Origin of the sequence: Dyella sp., from assembly GCF_036746095.1 — a bacterium.
Taxonomy (GTDB): domain Bacteria; phylum Pseudomonadota; class Gammaproteobacteria; order Xanthomonadales; family Rhodanobacteraceae; genus Dyella_B.
Map to the genome: position 1 here is coordinate 26,893 of NZ_DAIOEU010000042.1, position 14,550 is coordinate 41,442.

A 14,550-nucleotide genomic window follows, 5' to 3' on the forward strand; every position below is an offset into this window, starting at 1 on the left:
CTGTTCGACTGCCCTTCGAGGACGCATGAACGCCCCCATCGCCAAGCCCACATCCACCCGGGTGGACGCCGCCGCCGTCGTGCGCAGCGCGCGTACGGTCATCGCCACCGAAGCCGCCGCCATCCGCGCGCTGGAGCCGCGCATCGACCAGACTTTCGTCGACGCCTGCCGGCTGATCCTGGGCTGCAAGGGGCGCGTGGTGGTCACCGGCATGGGCAAGTCAGGGCACGTCGGGCGCAAGATCGCCGCCACCCTGGCCTCCACCGGCACGCCGGCGTTCTTCGTGCATCCGGGCGAAGCCAGCCACGGTGACCTGGGGATGATCCTGCCGCAGGACGTGGTGCTGGCCCTGTCCAACTCCGGCGAAACCGACGAAATCCTGTTCATCCTGCCGGTGATCAAGCGCCAGGGCATTCCGTTGATCGCCATCACCGGCAATCCGGACTCCTCCCTGGCCGGCCAGGCCGACGTGCACCTGGACGCCGGCATCTCCGCCGAAGCCTGCCCATTGGGCCTGGCTCCCACGGCGAGCACCACGGCGGCATTGGTGATGGGCGACGCCCTCGCCATCGCGCTGCTGGAAGCGCGCGGGTTTACCTCCGAGGATTTCGCGCGTTCCCATCCGGCGGGCAGCCTGGGCCGCCGTCTGCTGCTGCACATCAGCGACGTGATGCACACCGGCCCGGGCATCCCGATGATTGCTCCCGATGCCACGATCACCGAAGCCCTGATGGAAATGACCCGCAAGCACCTCGGCATGACCGCCGTCGTCGATAGCGAACAACGCCTGCTCGGCGTGTTCACCGACGGCGACTTGCGTCGTGCGCTGGACGACGATGGCGTCGATCTGCGCAATGCGCACGTCAGCGATCTGATGACGCGCGGCCCGAAGGTGATCGGTGCCGACAAGCTGGCCATCGAAGCGGCCCAGTTGATGGAGAAATACCAGATTCACGCCCTGCTGGTGGTCGATCACACGCAACGCGTGGTCGGCGCCCTCAACATTCACGACCTGCTGCGCGCGCGCGTGGTTTAACGAGGTTCGGGTTACCCAATGGATTACTTGTCCAACCTGCCTGCCGACGTGCTCGCCCGCGCCGCCAGGATCCGCCTGGCCGCGTTCGACGTGGATGGCACGCTCACCGACGGCCGCCTGTGGTACAGCGAAAGCGGCCATGAAACCAAGGTATTCCACGTGCACGACGGCCTCGGCCTGAAGCGCCTTCAGGCACACGGCGTGCAGGTTGCGATCATCAGCGCGCGCATCAGCCACCCGGTGGCCCTGCGCGCCGAAGAACTCAACATCGCGCACGTGTACCAGGGCCAGTCCGACAAGCGCGAATGCCTGCGCCAGATCGTGGAAGCCTTGGGACTCGCGCCTGAGGAAGCCGCCTTCATCGGCGATGACCTGCCCGACCTGCCCGCGATGGAACTTGCCGGTTTGGCCGTCGCCGTCGCCAACGCGCACCCGTGGGTGGCGCAGCGTGCGCATTACCGCACGAACCTCGGCGGCGGCTTGGGCGCGGTGCGTGAAGTGTGCGATCTGATCCTGCATGCACGGGGCAAGAGCGCGGCAGAGCGGGAGCATTGGCGGTGAGCTTTCGGCAATACCTGCGCGACAACCGCACCAACGTCGCGATCGTGCTGCTCGCCATCGCCGCACCGGCCAGCTGGATGCTGCGCAGCTGGGTGGTGGGTGCGCCGCCGGTCAACGAATTCGTCGGGCCGCCGATCTCCGATTACGTGCTCTACAACTCCACCGTCTGGAGCTACGGCGTCGACGGGCTGCCGAGTTTCACCATGACCGCACCGCGCATGGATCGCCGTGGCGGCGACGAATCGCTGTACATCAACGCGCCGGTGTTCGAGATCGCCTCCAAGCACCCAGGCGTGCCGAACTGGCACGGCAATGCGCCGTTCGGCTGGGTCAACAAGGGCGGCACGGAAATGCGGCTGGACGGCACGGTTTACATGCAACGCCCTGCCTACGCCCAAGGTCCCATGGCAACATTATGTACCTCCAATGTCACCGGCTGGCCGAAGGAGAACCGCATGCAAACCGCGGATCCGGCCACCATGACGCAGGGCGCAAGCGTAATGAACGGTGTCGGCATGCGTGCCAACCTCAACGATAACCATCTGGAGTTGCTCCATGACGTGCACGGCCTGCTGTACTCAAGCCAGAACAACGCTACGGCTAAGCCTGTTGATTGCAGGACTCTTGTCGCTGCAGCCGGCACTGGCAAGGCAGGATGATCGCAACCAGCCGATCCACGTCGTGCACGCCGAAAGCTTCGACGGCTACAACCAGCCCAATACCGTCAGCACCTTCACCGGCAACGTGCTGATCACGCAGGGCACGATGAAGCTCACCGGCGAAGTCGCCAAGATCTACACCGCCAAGGAAGACACCTCCGTCGATCACATCATCGTGACCGGTACGCCGCAAAAGCGTCCGCATATCCAGCAGATCGACGACAACGGCAACCTGATGACCGGCGACGCCGACCGGCTGGATTACGACAACGTCAACGGCATCGCCGTCCTGACCGGCAATGCGTACGTGCATCAGCAGAACAAGGGTGATGCGCGCGGCGCCAAGCTTACCTACAACACGCAGACCAGCTACATGGTCGGCGAGAGTGGCGGCGGAGGACAGGTCACCATGACCTTCCTGCCCAAGCAAAAGCCGCTGCCGCCGCCGAAGCACGGCGCCGCACCGGCAATGCCGCCCGCCCCCGCCAAGCCGGCGGCTAAATCGAACACCGTCAAGCCGGCTTCGTCATCCAGCACCAGCGCGCCGGCGTCCGCCAGCGACGCCCCCAAGGAATAACCGTTACATGCTGTCCGCAGAAGGTCTGCAAAAAAGTTTCCGCGCGCGCCAGGTGGTGCGTGACTTCGCATTCTCGATCCGCCAGGGTGAAGTCGTCGGCCTGCTCGGCCCCAACGGCGCCGGCAAGACCACCTGCTTCTACATGATCGTCGGCCTGATCGAAGCCGACGCCGGGACCATCAAGCTCGACAAGCAGGACATCACCGGCCTGCCCATGCATTCGCGCGCCAAGCTCGGCATCGGCTATTTGCCGCAGGAAGCTTCGGTCTTCCGTCGCCTCAGCGTGGCCGACAACATCATGGCCGTATTGGAGTTGCGTGCAGGCCTGGATCAGCGCAAGCGTGATGCCGAGCTGGAAAGCCTGCTGGATGAATTGAAAATTGCCCATATCGCCGGCCAGAAAGGCATCAGCCTGTCCGGTGGCGAACGCCGCCGCGTGGAAATTGCGCGCGCCCTGGCCGCGCAACCGCGTTACATGCTGCTGGACGAACCGTTCGCCGGCGTGGACCCGATCTCGGTCGGTGAAATCCAGCGCATCGTGCGGCACCTGAAGGAACGCGGCATCGGCGTGCTAATTACCGACCATAACGTGCGCGAAACATTGGGCATCTGCGACCGCGCCTACATCATGAACGAGGGCGAGGTACTTTCTCGGGGCACGCCGGCGCATATCCTGGCCGACGAGCGCGTGCGCGAAGTCTACCTGGGACGCGAATTCCGCCTGTAATTCAACCCTCTCCCAAAGGGGAGGGAGTAGCGCGCGTTGAACACACGCCTGATGTTCAACAACGCTGAGGCTGCGCCTGATCCAATCCCCCGTAGATACTCCAACTTTTTTACAGGCACAAGCTTAATTTGCGCCGCTTCACATCCATGTATAAGGCGGCATGCCAGGGTGGCTGTCAACTATGGCCGGCGTTCCGCCGAGGGGTTAGGATGAAGCCAGCTAAACCCTTTTGGCAGGCATGAAACCAGGGCTTCAGTTCCGTCTCAATCAACAGCTGGCTCTCACGCCACAACTGCAACAGGCCATCCGCCTGTTGCAGTTGTCGCAACTGGAGCTGGCGGCCGAACTGCGCCAGCTCGCCGAAAGCAATCCTCTGCTTGAGTTTGCCGAAGACGCGACCGAAGAACAGGGCGAAACCGAAGCCGACGGCGAATACGACAACGAGTTCGAATCACTGGTCACGATGAACGGTGATGCCGCATCCGGCGGCAGCGATGCCAACGACGAAGCGCCTGAGTGGACCGAACCGGAAATCCGCTCGGACGAGCCGATCGATTTCTCCTCCAGCAACGGTAGCGGCAATGGCTCCGGCAACCGCGACGAGGAAGGCATGGAGCCGCAGAATGCGGCGGCCGAATCGCTGCAGGAACACTTGCTGTGGCAGCTAAATCTCACGCCGATGGATCCGCGCGCGAAGGCGATCGCCACCGTGCTGATCGACGCGCTCAATACCGACGGCTACCTCGGCGAAGGCGTCGATGCGGTGCTCGCCGCGCTGCCTCCGCACCTGAAAGCAACCGCCGAGGAAGTGGAGACGGTACGCCGCCAGCTGCAGCACTTCGATCCGGCCGGCGTGGCCAGCATTGATCTTCCCGACTGCCTGCGCGCGCAGCTGGAACAGTTCGATCCCAGCACACCGTTCCGCGATCTCGCCCTGCGCATCGTCGAACACGAGCTGGAATTGCTGGCCCGAAACGACATGGCCAAGCTGGCCCGCCGCCTGCACGCCACCGAAGACGACACCACCGGCGCCGCCATCCTTATCCGCAGCCTGGACCCGCGTCCCGGCGCGGCGATGGATACCACGCCGGTGGAATATGTGGCGCCCGACGTCTACGCGCGCAAGGAAGGCACACGCTGGCGCGTGCTGATGAATCCGGACAGCCAGCCCAAGCTCAGCCTCAACCAGCACTACTGCGGCCTGATTGCGCGGGCACGCGGCGAAGACGCCAGCTGGATGCGCGGGCAATTGCAGGAAGCGCGCTGGCTGATTAAAAGCCTGGAATCACGTGCCGACACACTCCTGAAGGTCGCCGAAGCGATCGTGCGAAGGCAGAGCGCCTTCCTGGACTACGGTCCGGAAGCGATGCAGCCGCTGGTGCTACGCGAAGTGGCCGAGGAGGTGGGTATGCATGAATCGACCATTTCTCGCGTCACCACGCGCAAATACATCCATACGCCGCGCGGCACGTACGAACTGAAATATTTCTTCTCCAGCGGCGTGTCGACCGAAGACGGCGGCAGCGCGTCCGCCACCGCCATCCAGGCGATGCTGCGCAAGCTGGTCGACAACGAAGATCCGCGCAAACCGCTCTCCGATCAGGCGCTCGCCGAGGAGCTGCACAACAAAGGCATCCAGGTAGCGCGACGAACGGTCGCGAAATACCGGGAAATCCTGCGCATTCCCAGCTCCAGCGAACGACAGCGCAACAGCTGACATTCCTTCGCTGCGATCAGATTCAAGGGAACTTGCAGCACGGCCGAACAATCCCATATCCATAAGCGGAGTTAAGGTCTAGCTTCACGGTGCAACGATCAGCTTCACGATCCGCGTGCCGATCAACGCCGCCACTGGCGGCCAGTTCCAAGAAGGAGGCGTAGCCATGCAATTCCAACTCAGCGGTCAAAAGATCGAAGTCACCCCGGCCTTGCGCAATCACGCTGAAGCCAAGCTCGATCGATTGAACCGACTCGACGAACGCATCGTTGGCCTGAATGTGGTGCTCTCGGTTGACAAGCTGCAGCACTGCGCAGAAGGCACGCTCAAGGTTCCAGGCAAATCACTGCACGCCGCGGCCACCGAAAACGACATGTACGCCTCCATTGACCTGCTGTTTGACAAACTCGTTGACCAGCTTCGCCGCTATCGGGAAAAACTGCACGACAAGCACCCCCATGAAGTGCGCGAGGCGCGGCAATACGGATAGATAGAGCCGGCCATCCACGCCCCTTTCCCCTTGGGAGAGGGGCGTGGGTGAGGGCAACCTTCCACGAACCACCTAAGAACGTCATCCCCACGGCCGTCATTCCGCGAAAGCGGGAATCAGTTTTCAACGCGATGCGCCAGGGCAAGATGGATGCCCGCTTTCGCAGGAATGACACCCACAGGGGTGTAAGGTGACCGTCATGTCACCCCTCCCCTACTCACAGAAACGAAGCAAAAGCAGCCCTTCCCACCCCCGAACTGGCACAATGTTCCCCGCCGCCGCCCCCATCTAGGCAGCTCCGCGGCACAAAGGGAACCTCCTTGGAACGGCTTACCGCACGACAACTCTTCGATGACATCCACGAGCGCATGGCGCTGCGCTGGGTGGCGGGCATGCGCGGCGAAACGCGCGTGCTCGAATACGGCTCCACGCCCGCCCGCCGCCCGTCGCTGGTGGGTTATCTCAATGTGATCTATCCCAACAAGATCCAGATCGTGGGCACCGAAGAGCTGAGCTATCTGGACAGCCTGGATTCGCGCCAGCGCTGGGAGGTGGTGCACAAAGCCGCGGGCACGCAACCGGTGGCCTTCATCGTCACCAAGGACCAGGGCATTCCGGCCGACCTGCGCGAAGTGGCGGAGGAAACGGACACGCCCTTGTGGCTCAGCGCCAAGCGCGGCCACGAACTGCTGACCTGGATGCAGTACCACCTGGCACGCACCATGGCGCCGCGCCTGACCCTGCACGGCGTGCTGCTGGAAGTGTTCTCCATCGGCGTGCTGATCACCGGTGACGCCGGTTCCGGCAAGAGCGAGCTGGCGCTGGAACTGATCAGCCGCGGCCATCGCCTGGTGGCCGACGATGCGCCCGAATTCACGCTGATCGCACCCGACGTGATCGATGGCGCCTGTCCCGAACTCCTGCAGGATCTGCTCGAAGTGCGCGGACTGGGCGTGCTCAACGTGCGCGAGATGTTCGGCCACACATCGGTGAAGCCATCCAAATACCTGCGCCTGGTCATCCATCTCAAGCCCCTGCGCGACGGTGAGAACGTCGATGCGCTCACCCGCCTTACCGGCGACGTGGGCCATCGTGAAATCTTCGACGTGCAGGTGCCGATGATCACCCTGCCCGTCGCTCCCGGCCGCAACCTGGCGGTACTGGTGGAAGCGGCGGTGCGCAGCCATATGTTGAAGAGCAAGGGCATCGATCCGGCGCAAAGTTTCATGGACCGCCAGGCCCACCAGATGCGACGGCTTCCGCCTTGGTGAATCCATGACTCAATACGAAGGATTGATTTCCAACGACGATCCGACCGCCATCCACCTGGTGGTGCTCACCGGCATGTCCGGCGGCGGCAAGACGGTCGCCTTGCGCGCGTTGGAAGACCTGGAGTTCTACTGCGTCGACAACCTGCCCAGCGCGTTGCTGCCGCAGCTGGTGGAAGCGGCCACGCGCGGCGACAGCCATCGCCGCCGCATTGCCGTCGGCGTGGACGTGCGCAATCGAGACGAAGATTTCCAACATATGCCGCAGGTGCTGTCCCGGTTGGCCGCCACCGTGCAGGTGCACCTGATCTTTATCGATTGCAACGACGAAGTACTGATCAAGCGTTATTCGGAAACACGCCGCCGGCATCCGCTGGCGCTGCGTGGCGTGTCGCTCGCCGACGCCATTGCCGAAGAACGCCGGCTGCTACGTCCCTTGATGGCGATCGCCGAGCGCGTGATCGACTCCAGCAATTTGAACGTGCACCAGCTGCGTCGGTTGATTGCCACCGGCTACGCGCAGACGACGGCCGGTCTTACATTGATGTTCCAATCCTTTGCATTCCGCCGTGGCCTGCCGCTGGATTCGGATTTCGTATTCGACGCGCGCTGCCTGCCCAATCCGCACTGGGAACCCACGTTGCGCCCGCTGTCGGGCAAGGACGCCGCGGTGCGCGAATTCCTTGAACACCAGCCGGTCGTCGGCGAATACGTCCACGACACCACGCGCTGGCTGGATGCGTGGCTGCCCCGCTTCGAAGCGGACGACCGCAGCTACGTCACCATTTCCATCGGCTGCACCGGCGGCCGCCACCGTTCGGTTTACCTGGTCGAGAAACTCGCCGCGCACTATCGCACCATGCGCGAAGGGGTTCTCACTTTCCATCGCGAACTTGAGTGATGTTTATGCTGTCTTTCACAAACCCTAACGAAGCCACGGCATCATGACTGTCGGCGTGCTTCTGATGACCCACGAGTCGGTCGGCCAGGCGCTGGTCAAGGCAGCACGTCACGTATTGCCGAAACTGCCGCTGCGGGTGGCCACCGTGGAAGTGCCTGCACGAGCCGATCCGGATGTCATGCGCACGCTTACCGCCAAGCATGCGCGCGAACTGGACCAAGGCGAAGGTGTGCTGGTGCTGGCCGATCTGTATGGCGCGACACCCTGCAACATCGGGTTGTCGCTGAGTGCGGTAGGCGTAAGGCTGCGCTGTGTTTCGGGATTGAACCTGCCCATGCTGCTGCGCGTACTCAACTACGCCGACAAGCCGCTGGATGAACTTGCGGAAATCGCGGCCAGCGGCGGTCGCGGAGGGATCTTCATCGACCATGCTTGAAAAAGAAATCGTCGTCTCCAACAAACTGGGCTTGCACGCCCGCGCATCGGCCAAGCTGGTGCAACTGGTGCAAAGTTTCAAATCCACTGTGTGGCTGGTCAGCAAGGGACGCGAAGTGAATGCGCAAAGCATCATGGGCGTGATGATGCTGGCTGCGGGCATCGGCACAGCGCTTACCGTCCGTGCCGATGGCCCGGATGAATCCGCGGCACTCAGTGCGGTGATCGAACTGTTCGAGCGCAAATTCGACGAAGGGGCGTGAATGAGGCAAGGCACGGGAAACAAGGAACGAACCACATCGCGGGCGCAGCGTGCTGCACGCTTGCGTGGCGCTGACGTTCCTCCTTCCGTGCTTCCTGCTCTGGCCGCCACCGGGAGGCGCCCATGAGGCAAATCCTCGCCGGCACCATGGCTTCGCGTGGCATGACCCTCGGCCGCGCACGTCTCGTGCAGCCCAGCCGGTATCTGGTCGACACGCGCCCGCTCACGGAAGAAGAAATCCCCTCCGAGCTGGAACGCCTGCACGCCGCACTGGATACCGCGCGGCAGGAACTGCACGAGCTGCGCGGCAAGTTGCACGGCGCGCTGGCGCGCGAGGTGAACGAATTCATCGACGCGCACAGCCTGTTGCTGGACGACGCCGAGCTGCTGCGCGGCCTGGATGAAATGATCACCATCGGCCGCTACCGCGCCGGTGCCGCACTGAAGAAACAGCGCGACCGCCTGGCCGGCGTGTTCGCCGCCATGGACGATCCCTATCTGCGCAGCCGCATGGAAGACGTGGACCAGGTGATCGGCCGCGTGATCTCCGCGCTGCAACGCCAGACCAGCGTCGAAGAACGCAAGCTCGCCGCGCGTGTCGGCGAAATTCTCGTGGCCGACACCATAGCGCCGGCCGATATGGCGCACCTCGCCGGCAACGGCCTGCTGGGCGTGATCACCAGCTCCGGCAGCCCGTACTCGCACAGTGCGATTCTTGCGCGCAGCCTCAATCTGCCGATGCTGGTGGGCACGCGCGATGCGCTTGCCACCATCCACGACGACGACCTGATCCTGCTCGACACCGAGCGCGGCGAAGCCGTGCTGCATCCCACCGCGCAGGATCTGGCGCACTACCGTTCCTGGCAGCGCGAAGCCGCCGCGGAAGGGCGCCGCCTTGCGAGCTTGGCTAACGCGCCAACCCAAACACGCGACGGCATCAGCGTACGTCTGCTGGCTAATGCCGAATCCGCCAGCGACGTCGCCCTCGCCCGCGCACGCGGCGCCGATGGCGTGGGCCTGTATCGCACGGAATTCCTGTTCCTGCGCCACAAAGGCTTGCCTTCGGAGGACGAGCAGTTCAATGCCTACCGCGATGTGGTGCTGGGCATGGGCGGCGCGCCGGTAACCATCCGCACGCTCGACCTCGGTGCCGACAAAGCCGATGCTGCCGGCCTGGTGATTCGCGGCGAGGAAAATCCTGCACTTGGTGTTCGCGGCGTGCGCTTGTCATTGCGCCACCCTGCCGTATTCACCACGCAAATCCGTGCGATCCTTCGCGCCGCCTGCTACGGGCCGGTGCGCGTGCTGGTACCGATGGTCACACAGCCGGATGAACTTATCGCGGTGCGCACGCTGTTCAAGCTCGCACGGCAGGAACTCAAGCGCGAAAACATCGATCTGCCGGAAAAACTCCCGCTCGGCGCGATGATCGAAGTGCCCGCCGCGGCCATCAATGTGCGCGCCCTGCTCGAACACTCCGATTTCCTCGCCATCGGCACCAATGACCTGGCCCAATACGTGCTCGCCGCCGATCGCGGCAACGATGCGCTGGACAACATCTACAATCCCTTGCAGCCGGCGCTGCTGCGCCTGCTGTCGCACGTCATCTCCGCCGGCCGCCGTGCCGGCAAACCCGTCAGTCTCTGCGGCGAAATTGGCGGCGACGAAAACTTTACTTCCCTGCTGCTCGCGCTTGGCCTGTGCGAATTCAGCATGCACCCCAGCCGCATCCTCGTCGTACGCGATCGCCTGGCCACGCTCGATCACGCCACACTGCGCAGCTTTGCACCGCGGCTGATTCGTGCACGCACGCATGAAGAAGCAGAGGCGTTGCTCGCATCCATTGTCTGCCCCGATCATCAGGCCATCACCCCGCTGTAGACGGGATTGTCCGCGGGGTGATGCAAAGAACCGGCACCACTTGGGTGCGGTTTTCTTCGCTATCCATAAAACGATAACCCTTCCTGCCTTTGCAGCCCTACTCGTGTTCCGCGGCAGCGCCAACAACGGCCATGCGCCACCTCGGAACGTTCCATGCGAATCAACGATTCAAACCTTGGAAAAGCCCCAAGGCACCCCGACCTAATACGATCGGCTGCTTCGCGGAACCCAATTCGACATCGCCCACGATCCGTTCGGCGAACTGACTCGCGAATCAAGAAAAAACGACCTTCAAGATGCCAAGCAGGAGATCAGATCGAATGCCGACATCCGCGCGGAAAGCGCAAGAAGTGGGGCGGGATCGCGGGCGAGGTGTTCGTCGACACGGTAGCCGTGTTTGCTCCGGAAATAGCAGGAGCCAAATTCGGCAATGGCGCGGAGCTGGGGGAAGCGCTGGCGATGCAGGGAAAGCGGGGCGTGGCTCCCATGTCTTCGCGTGATGGGCCGTGTTCCATCGACGATGCCACACGGCCGAGCGAAGCCACATAAAGATTTGCGTGCTGCGCACGGCGCACGGCGTACTTAGACAGGATTGACCAGCTTCGCTGTTAAAGCGCCTCGGCCTTCGCCGGAATGACGAGCGAAAACGTGGCATACCTCAGCACCAAAATTCGGCTTCGAGACGGGCCATCATGCCCGCGACCGCCACGTCCGGCGCGTTTGGCATTTCTTCTATGTCACCGAATGCAGGAACGCCTCCAGCGCTGCACCACGATATTTTTCCCGATGCAAAAGAATGGACAGCTTCCTGCGCAAATCGAGGAACGGCGTTTTCAACGCCACCAGCCGCCCCGTCGCCAGCGCATCGGTCACCGCCACCTGCGGCAGGCAGGCAATGCCAAGCCCTGCCGCGACGGCCTGCTTGATCGCTTCGATCTGATCCAGTTCCATCACGGTTTCGCCGGGCGGCAGTTGCGCCAGTGCGCGCTCGGTGGTGACGCGCGTGGCGGACCCCGGTTCGCGCAGCACCCAGCGCGCACCGGCGAAATGTTCGGATTTCAATGCACGTTTCCTGGCCAGCGGATGGTCGGGCGGCGCGCACACCAGCAGCATGTCATCGCGCCAGGGGCGCGCTTCCAACAACGGGTGAGTGACCGGGCCTTCCACGCAGCCGACGTCCAGGCTGTGATCGAGCACGGCAGCAGCGATGTCGTCGGTATTGGCGACGCGCAGGCGGATCGCCACGTGATGATGCGCGCGTACAAAGTCACCCAGCAGTTCACCCACGCGGTAATTGCCGACCGTGTTGCTGGCGCCAATGCGCAGTTCGCCAGCCAGCGATTCGGTCTTGCCAGTCGCACGGCGCCCGAATTCGGCGTGGCGCTCCAACAGCTCCTGCGCCAGCGGCAGCAGTTCGCGCCCGCGCGCGTTGAGGCGCAGCCGCCCGCGCTCCCGGTCGAACACGGGAGCGTCGAGCTGACGCTCCATTTCCGCCAGCGCCATGCTGGCGGCCGGCTGGGTGAGGTGCAGCCGCTCGGCGGCGGCGCGCACGCTGCCGTGCAGGGCGATCTGCACGAATACATCGAGCTGACGGAGGCTGACGTTGAGCATCAGCCCTCCTCCGCCGTCATCCCAGCGAAAGCTGGGATCCAGCGACTTTGGGTCGCCCGAAAGTTGCCGGATGCCGCCATTCGCGGGGACAACGAACAAAAATTACGATTAAGTCTGCATGGAATAGGCATCAGCCGATTTTATAGATTCGATTAGATATTTCAAATTTTCCTAATACATGACGAATCGGACAATAACGCCGTCCCCATCGAACCGGCCGTCATGAACGCCATTTCCCTCCCCGCCGCCCCTACCCTGCAGCTTCGCGCCTCCGGCCTGTTGCTGGCCATGGCCATCGCCCTGGCCGCGTGGTGGCTGGGGCACCAGCTGCCGCTGATTGGCGGCCCGGTGTTCGGCATCGTGATTGGCATTGCGGTGCGTAACCTGCTCTCGCCGGGCGAGCGCTTCAATCCCGGCATCCAGTTCGCCAGCAAGCAGATTCTGCAGTGGTCGATTATCGCGCTGGGTTTTGGACTGAGCCTTACGCAGGTCGCCAAGACCGGGCTGGAATCGCTATCGGTGACCGTGGTGACGATGAGCGTGGCGTTCGCGTCGGCATGGCTGCTTGGCCGCGTGCTGAAAGTGCATGACAAGCTAAAAATACTGATCGGCGTGGGTACGGCGATCTGCGGCGGTTCGGCGATTGCGGCAGTCACGCCGATCATCAAGCCGGACGATCACGATACGGCGTTCGCAATCTCCACCATTTTCCTGTTCAACATCGTGGCCGTGCTGTTGTTCCCGCTGCTGGGCCACGCGCTGCATCTGTCCGACCTGGGTTTCGGGCTGTGGGCGGGTACGGCGATCAACGACACTTCGTCGGTCGTCGCCGCCGGTTATAGCTACAGCACCGCCGCCGGCGATTACGCGACGATCGTGAAGCTGACGCGCGCCACGCTGATCATCCCGATCTGCCTGATACTCGCCATCGTGGTGGCGATGCGCGAGAAGCGCGCGGCGAAGCATGCCGGCGTGGTCAGCGACTTCAAACTGAGCCGCATCTTTCCTTGGTTCATCCTGTGGTTTCTGGTGGCTTCCGCCGTGCGCACTGCGGGTTTTGTGCCGGGCGACGTCCAGCCGGCGATCCATCTGGCAGCGGAGTTCATGATCATCGTCGCGCTTACCGCGATCGGTTTGTCGGCGGATCTTCGCAAGATGGCGTCGACGGGTGTGCGGCCGATTCTGCTGGGACTGGGTGTGTGGGCCGCAGTGTCGGTGAGCAGCTTGCTGGTGCAGCTGGTGATTGGGCAGCTTTAAGGCAACACTGATTAGGTATCGCCGTCGTCACCAGCCCTGTCTGTTCGCAAGCCACAGGGCCGTCGGCGAAGGCAGATTGGCCGTCTGTCGAGGCGTCTGTCAGCGCCCTTGCTCCGCCAGCGTCAGCGCCACCTTGTCGCGCAAATACACCGGCAATGCCTGCTCGGGCGCCACCGCACGACCCGCTTCGAATTCACGCACCGCCAGCGTGGCGACATGGCGCGCCTGCGGATAGCAGCTGCCATCGGCCGAACGGGGTTCTGCCCCTAGACGGGCGAGCAAGGCCGCGTGATACGTCGCCCAACCGGAGCCGGCCACGTTCCATGCATGGGCTTGCGGCAGTACGAGTGATTGAGCGGTCGAGACCCGCTCTTCGTCCAAGGCGAGCAAGCCGCCTTCATCGTCACGCTTATAGCAAGCAGCATAGATCTCGCCCATGCGCGCATCGATGACGGCCAAGATCGCGGCATCGTCCTCCGGCGCTTCCAACGCCAACGCTGCCAGCGAAGAAACCGGAATCACCGGCCGGTCCAGCGCCATCGCCATGCCTTGCGCCAAGGACACCGCCAAGCGCACGCCGGTGAATGCGCCAGGCCCGCGCCCCACCGCAATGGCGTCCAATGCATGCTTGCCGATGCCCGCTTCCGCCAGCAGCTCATCGGCCATCGGCAGCACGCGTTCGGCGTGGCGGCGTGGCGCCAGTTCGCTGCGAGCGACAATGGTTTGACCGTGCACCAGGGCGACGGAGCAGGATTCAGTGGCGGTTTCGATGGCGAGCAGGTTCATCGCGGCATTCTCGCACGCCTATGTGGATGGGCATGACAAACCCAGGCTGCTTGCGGCATCGCTACATGTCATCTCTCGCCAGCTTCGCAGGCTGGGATTCCTTCCCAGCCTGCGAACCTCGGTCGGCTCTCGGGCTGGGACGTCTTTGGCGCACCCCCACGTGCCCCTTACAATGCCGGCTTCTATGCCTATCCACGCGTGCTTGTGAGCCGGCGCGCCAATGCGAGTCCCCGATGGAAAAGAGTTTCGAGCCCCGTCCGATCGAGTCGAAGTGGTATGCCCGCTGGGAACAGAGCGGTGTGTTCCACCCAACCGGCCACGGCGAGCCGTACTGCATCCTGCTGCCGCCGCCGAACGTCACCGGCACCCTGCACATGGGCCA

At 63.4% G+C, this 14,550-nt stretch carries 16 protein-coding genes; 14 read left to right on the forward strand and 2 right to left on the reverse strand.

The genetic code is table 11. The features are described from left to right. Positions 1–25: 25 nt before the first annotated feature. The 12 genes from V7M64_RS15845 to ptsP all read left to right on the forward strand — a co-directional run bounded on the left by V7M64_RS15845 (position 26) and on the right by ptsP (position 10,514). Positions 26–1,036, forward strand: coding sequence for a KpsF/GutQ family sugar-phosphate isomerase (locus tag V7M64_RS15845; RefSeq protein ID WP_333680372.1), 1,011 nt, complete (start codon positions 26–28; stop codon positions 1,034–1,036). Between the two features lie 18 nt (positions 1,037–1,054). Next, positions 1,055–1,597: an HAD-IIIA family hydrolase gene (locus V7M64_RS15850; protein ID WP_333680374.1), complete on the forward strand. Its 543-nt coding sequence runs from the start codon at positions 1,055–1,057 to the stop codon at positions 1,595–1,597. Further along, positions 1,594–2,256, forward strand: a complete 663-nt coding sequence (lptC, locus tag V7M64_RS15855) for an LPS export ABC transporter periplasmic protein LptC (RefSeq protein ID WP_333680376.1) — start codon at positions 1,594–1,596, stop codon at positions 2,254–2,256. Before V7M64_RS15850 ends, lptC begins: the two co-directional genes overlap by 4 nt. Continuing rightward, positions 2,222–2,833, forward strand: a complete 612-nt coding sequence (gene lptA / locus V7M64_RS15860) for a lipopolysaccharide transport periplasmic protein LptA (protein WP_333680377.1) — start codon at positions 2,222–2,224, stop codon at positions 2,831–2,833. The genes lptC and lptA overlap by 35 nt, the downstream gene beginning before the upstream one ends. A 7-nt stretch (positions 2,834–2,840) precedes the next feature. Further along, the gene (gene lptB / locus V7M64_RS15865; protein ID WP_333680378.1) at positions 2,841–3,560 is read left to right on the forward strand and encodes an LPS export ABC transporter ATP-binding protein; all 720 of its coding nucleotides are present in this window, start codon (positions 2,841–2,843) and stop codon (positions 3,558–3,560) included. Between the two features lie 238 nt (positions 3,561–3,798). Continuing rightward, entirely contained in the window at positions 3,799–5,277 is a 1,479-nt protein-coding gene (locus tag V7M64_RS15870; RefSeq protein WP_333680379.1) for an RNA polymerase factor sigma-54, read from the forward strand. 166 nt (positions 5,278–5,443) lie between these two features. Further along, positions 5,444–5,767, forward strand: a complete 324-nt coding sequence (raiA, locus tag V7M64_RS15875) for a ribosome-associated translation inhibitor RaiA (RefSeq protein WP_333680394.1) — start codon at positions 5,444–5,446, stop codon at positions 5,765–5,767. A gap of 320 nt (positions 5,768–6,087) precedes the next feature. After that, positions 6,088–7,038, forward strand: a complete 951-nt coding sequence (hprK, locus tag V7M64_RS15880; protein WP_333680380.1) for an HPr(Ser) kinase/phosphatase — start codon at positions 6,088–6,090, stop codon at positions 7,036–7,038. A 4-nt stretch (positions 7,039–7,042) separates the two neighbouring features. After that, on the forward strand, positions 7,043–7,936 hold the full coding sequence (gene rapZ, locus V7M64_RS15885; protein ID WP_333680382.1) for an RNase adapter RapZ: 894 nt from the start codon (positions 7,043–7,045) through the stop codon (positions 7,934–7,936). 43 nt (positions 7,937–7,979) lie between these two features. Next, complete coding sequence (locus V7M64_RS15890; RefSeq protein ID WP_333680383.1) at positions 7,980–8,372, forward strand: PTS fructose IIA subunit family protein; 393 nt, start codon at positions 7,980–7,982, stop codon at positions 8,370–8,372. Then, the gene (locus V7M64_RS15895) at positions 8,365–8,634 is read left to right on the forward strand and encodes an HPr family phosphocarrier protein (RefSeq protein ID WP_333680385.1); all 270 of its coding nucleotides are present in this window, start codon (positions 8,365–8,367) and stop codon (positions 8,632–8,634) included. The genes V7M64_RS15890 and V7M64_RS15895 overlap by 8 nt, the downstream gene beginning before the upstream one ends. A 122-nt stretch (positions 8,635–8,756) precedes the next feature. Further along, positions 8,757–10,514: a phosphoenolpyruvate--protein phosphotransferase gene (gene ptsP, locus V7M64_RS15900; protein ID WP_333680387.1), complete on the forward strand. Its 1,758-nt coding sequence runs from the start codon at positions 8,757–8,759 to the stop codon at positions 10,512–10,514. Between the two features lie 732 nt (positions 10,515–11,246). Here ptsP and V7M64_RS15905 read toward each other — a convergent pair. Then, positions 11,247–12,125 carry a LysR family transcriptional regulator gene (locus V7M64_RS15905; protein ID WP_333680388.1) on the reverse strand — a complete coding sequence of 293 codons (879 nt, stop codon included), beginning with the start codon at positions 12,123–12,125 and terminating at the stop codon, positions 11,247–11,249. A 222-nt stretch (positions 12,126–12,347) separates the two neighbouring features. Between V7M64_RS15905 and V7M64_RS15910 the strand changes: the two genes are divergently transcribed. Continuing rightward, positions 12,348–13,382: a YeiH family protein gene (locus tag V7M64_RS15910; RefSeq protein WP_333680389.1), complete on the forward strand. Its 1,035-nt coding sequence runs from the start codon at positions 12,348–12,350 to the stop codon at positions 13,380–13,382. A 99-nt stretch (positions 13,383–13,481) separates the two neighbouring features. On the opposite strand, the gene tsaB is transcribed toward V7M64_RS15910, so the two are convergent. Continuing rightward, positions 13,482–14,168 carry a tRNA (adenosine(37)-N6)-threonylcarbamoyltransferase complex dimerization subunit type 1 TsaB gene (tsaB, locus tag V7M64_RS15915; protein WP_333680390.1) on the reverse strand — a complete coding sequence of 229 codons (687 nt, stop codon included), beginning with the start codon at positions 14,166–14,168 and terminating at the stop codon, positions 13,482–13,484. A gap of 233 nt (positions 14,169–14,401) precedes the next feature. Here tsaB and V7M64_RS15920 point away from each other — a divergent pair. Further along, positions 14,402–14,550 (forward strand): class I tRNA ligase family protein (locus V7M64_RS15920; RefSeq protein WP_333680396.1); only part of this gene is annotated, 149 nt, incomplete at its 3' end.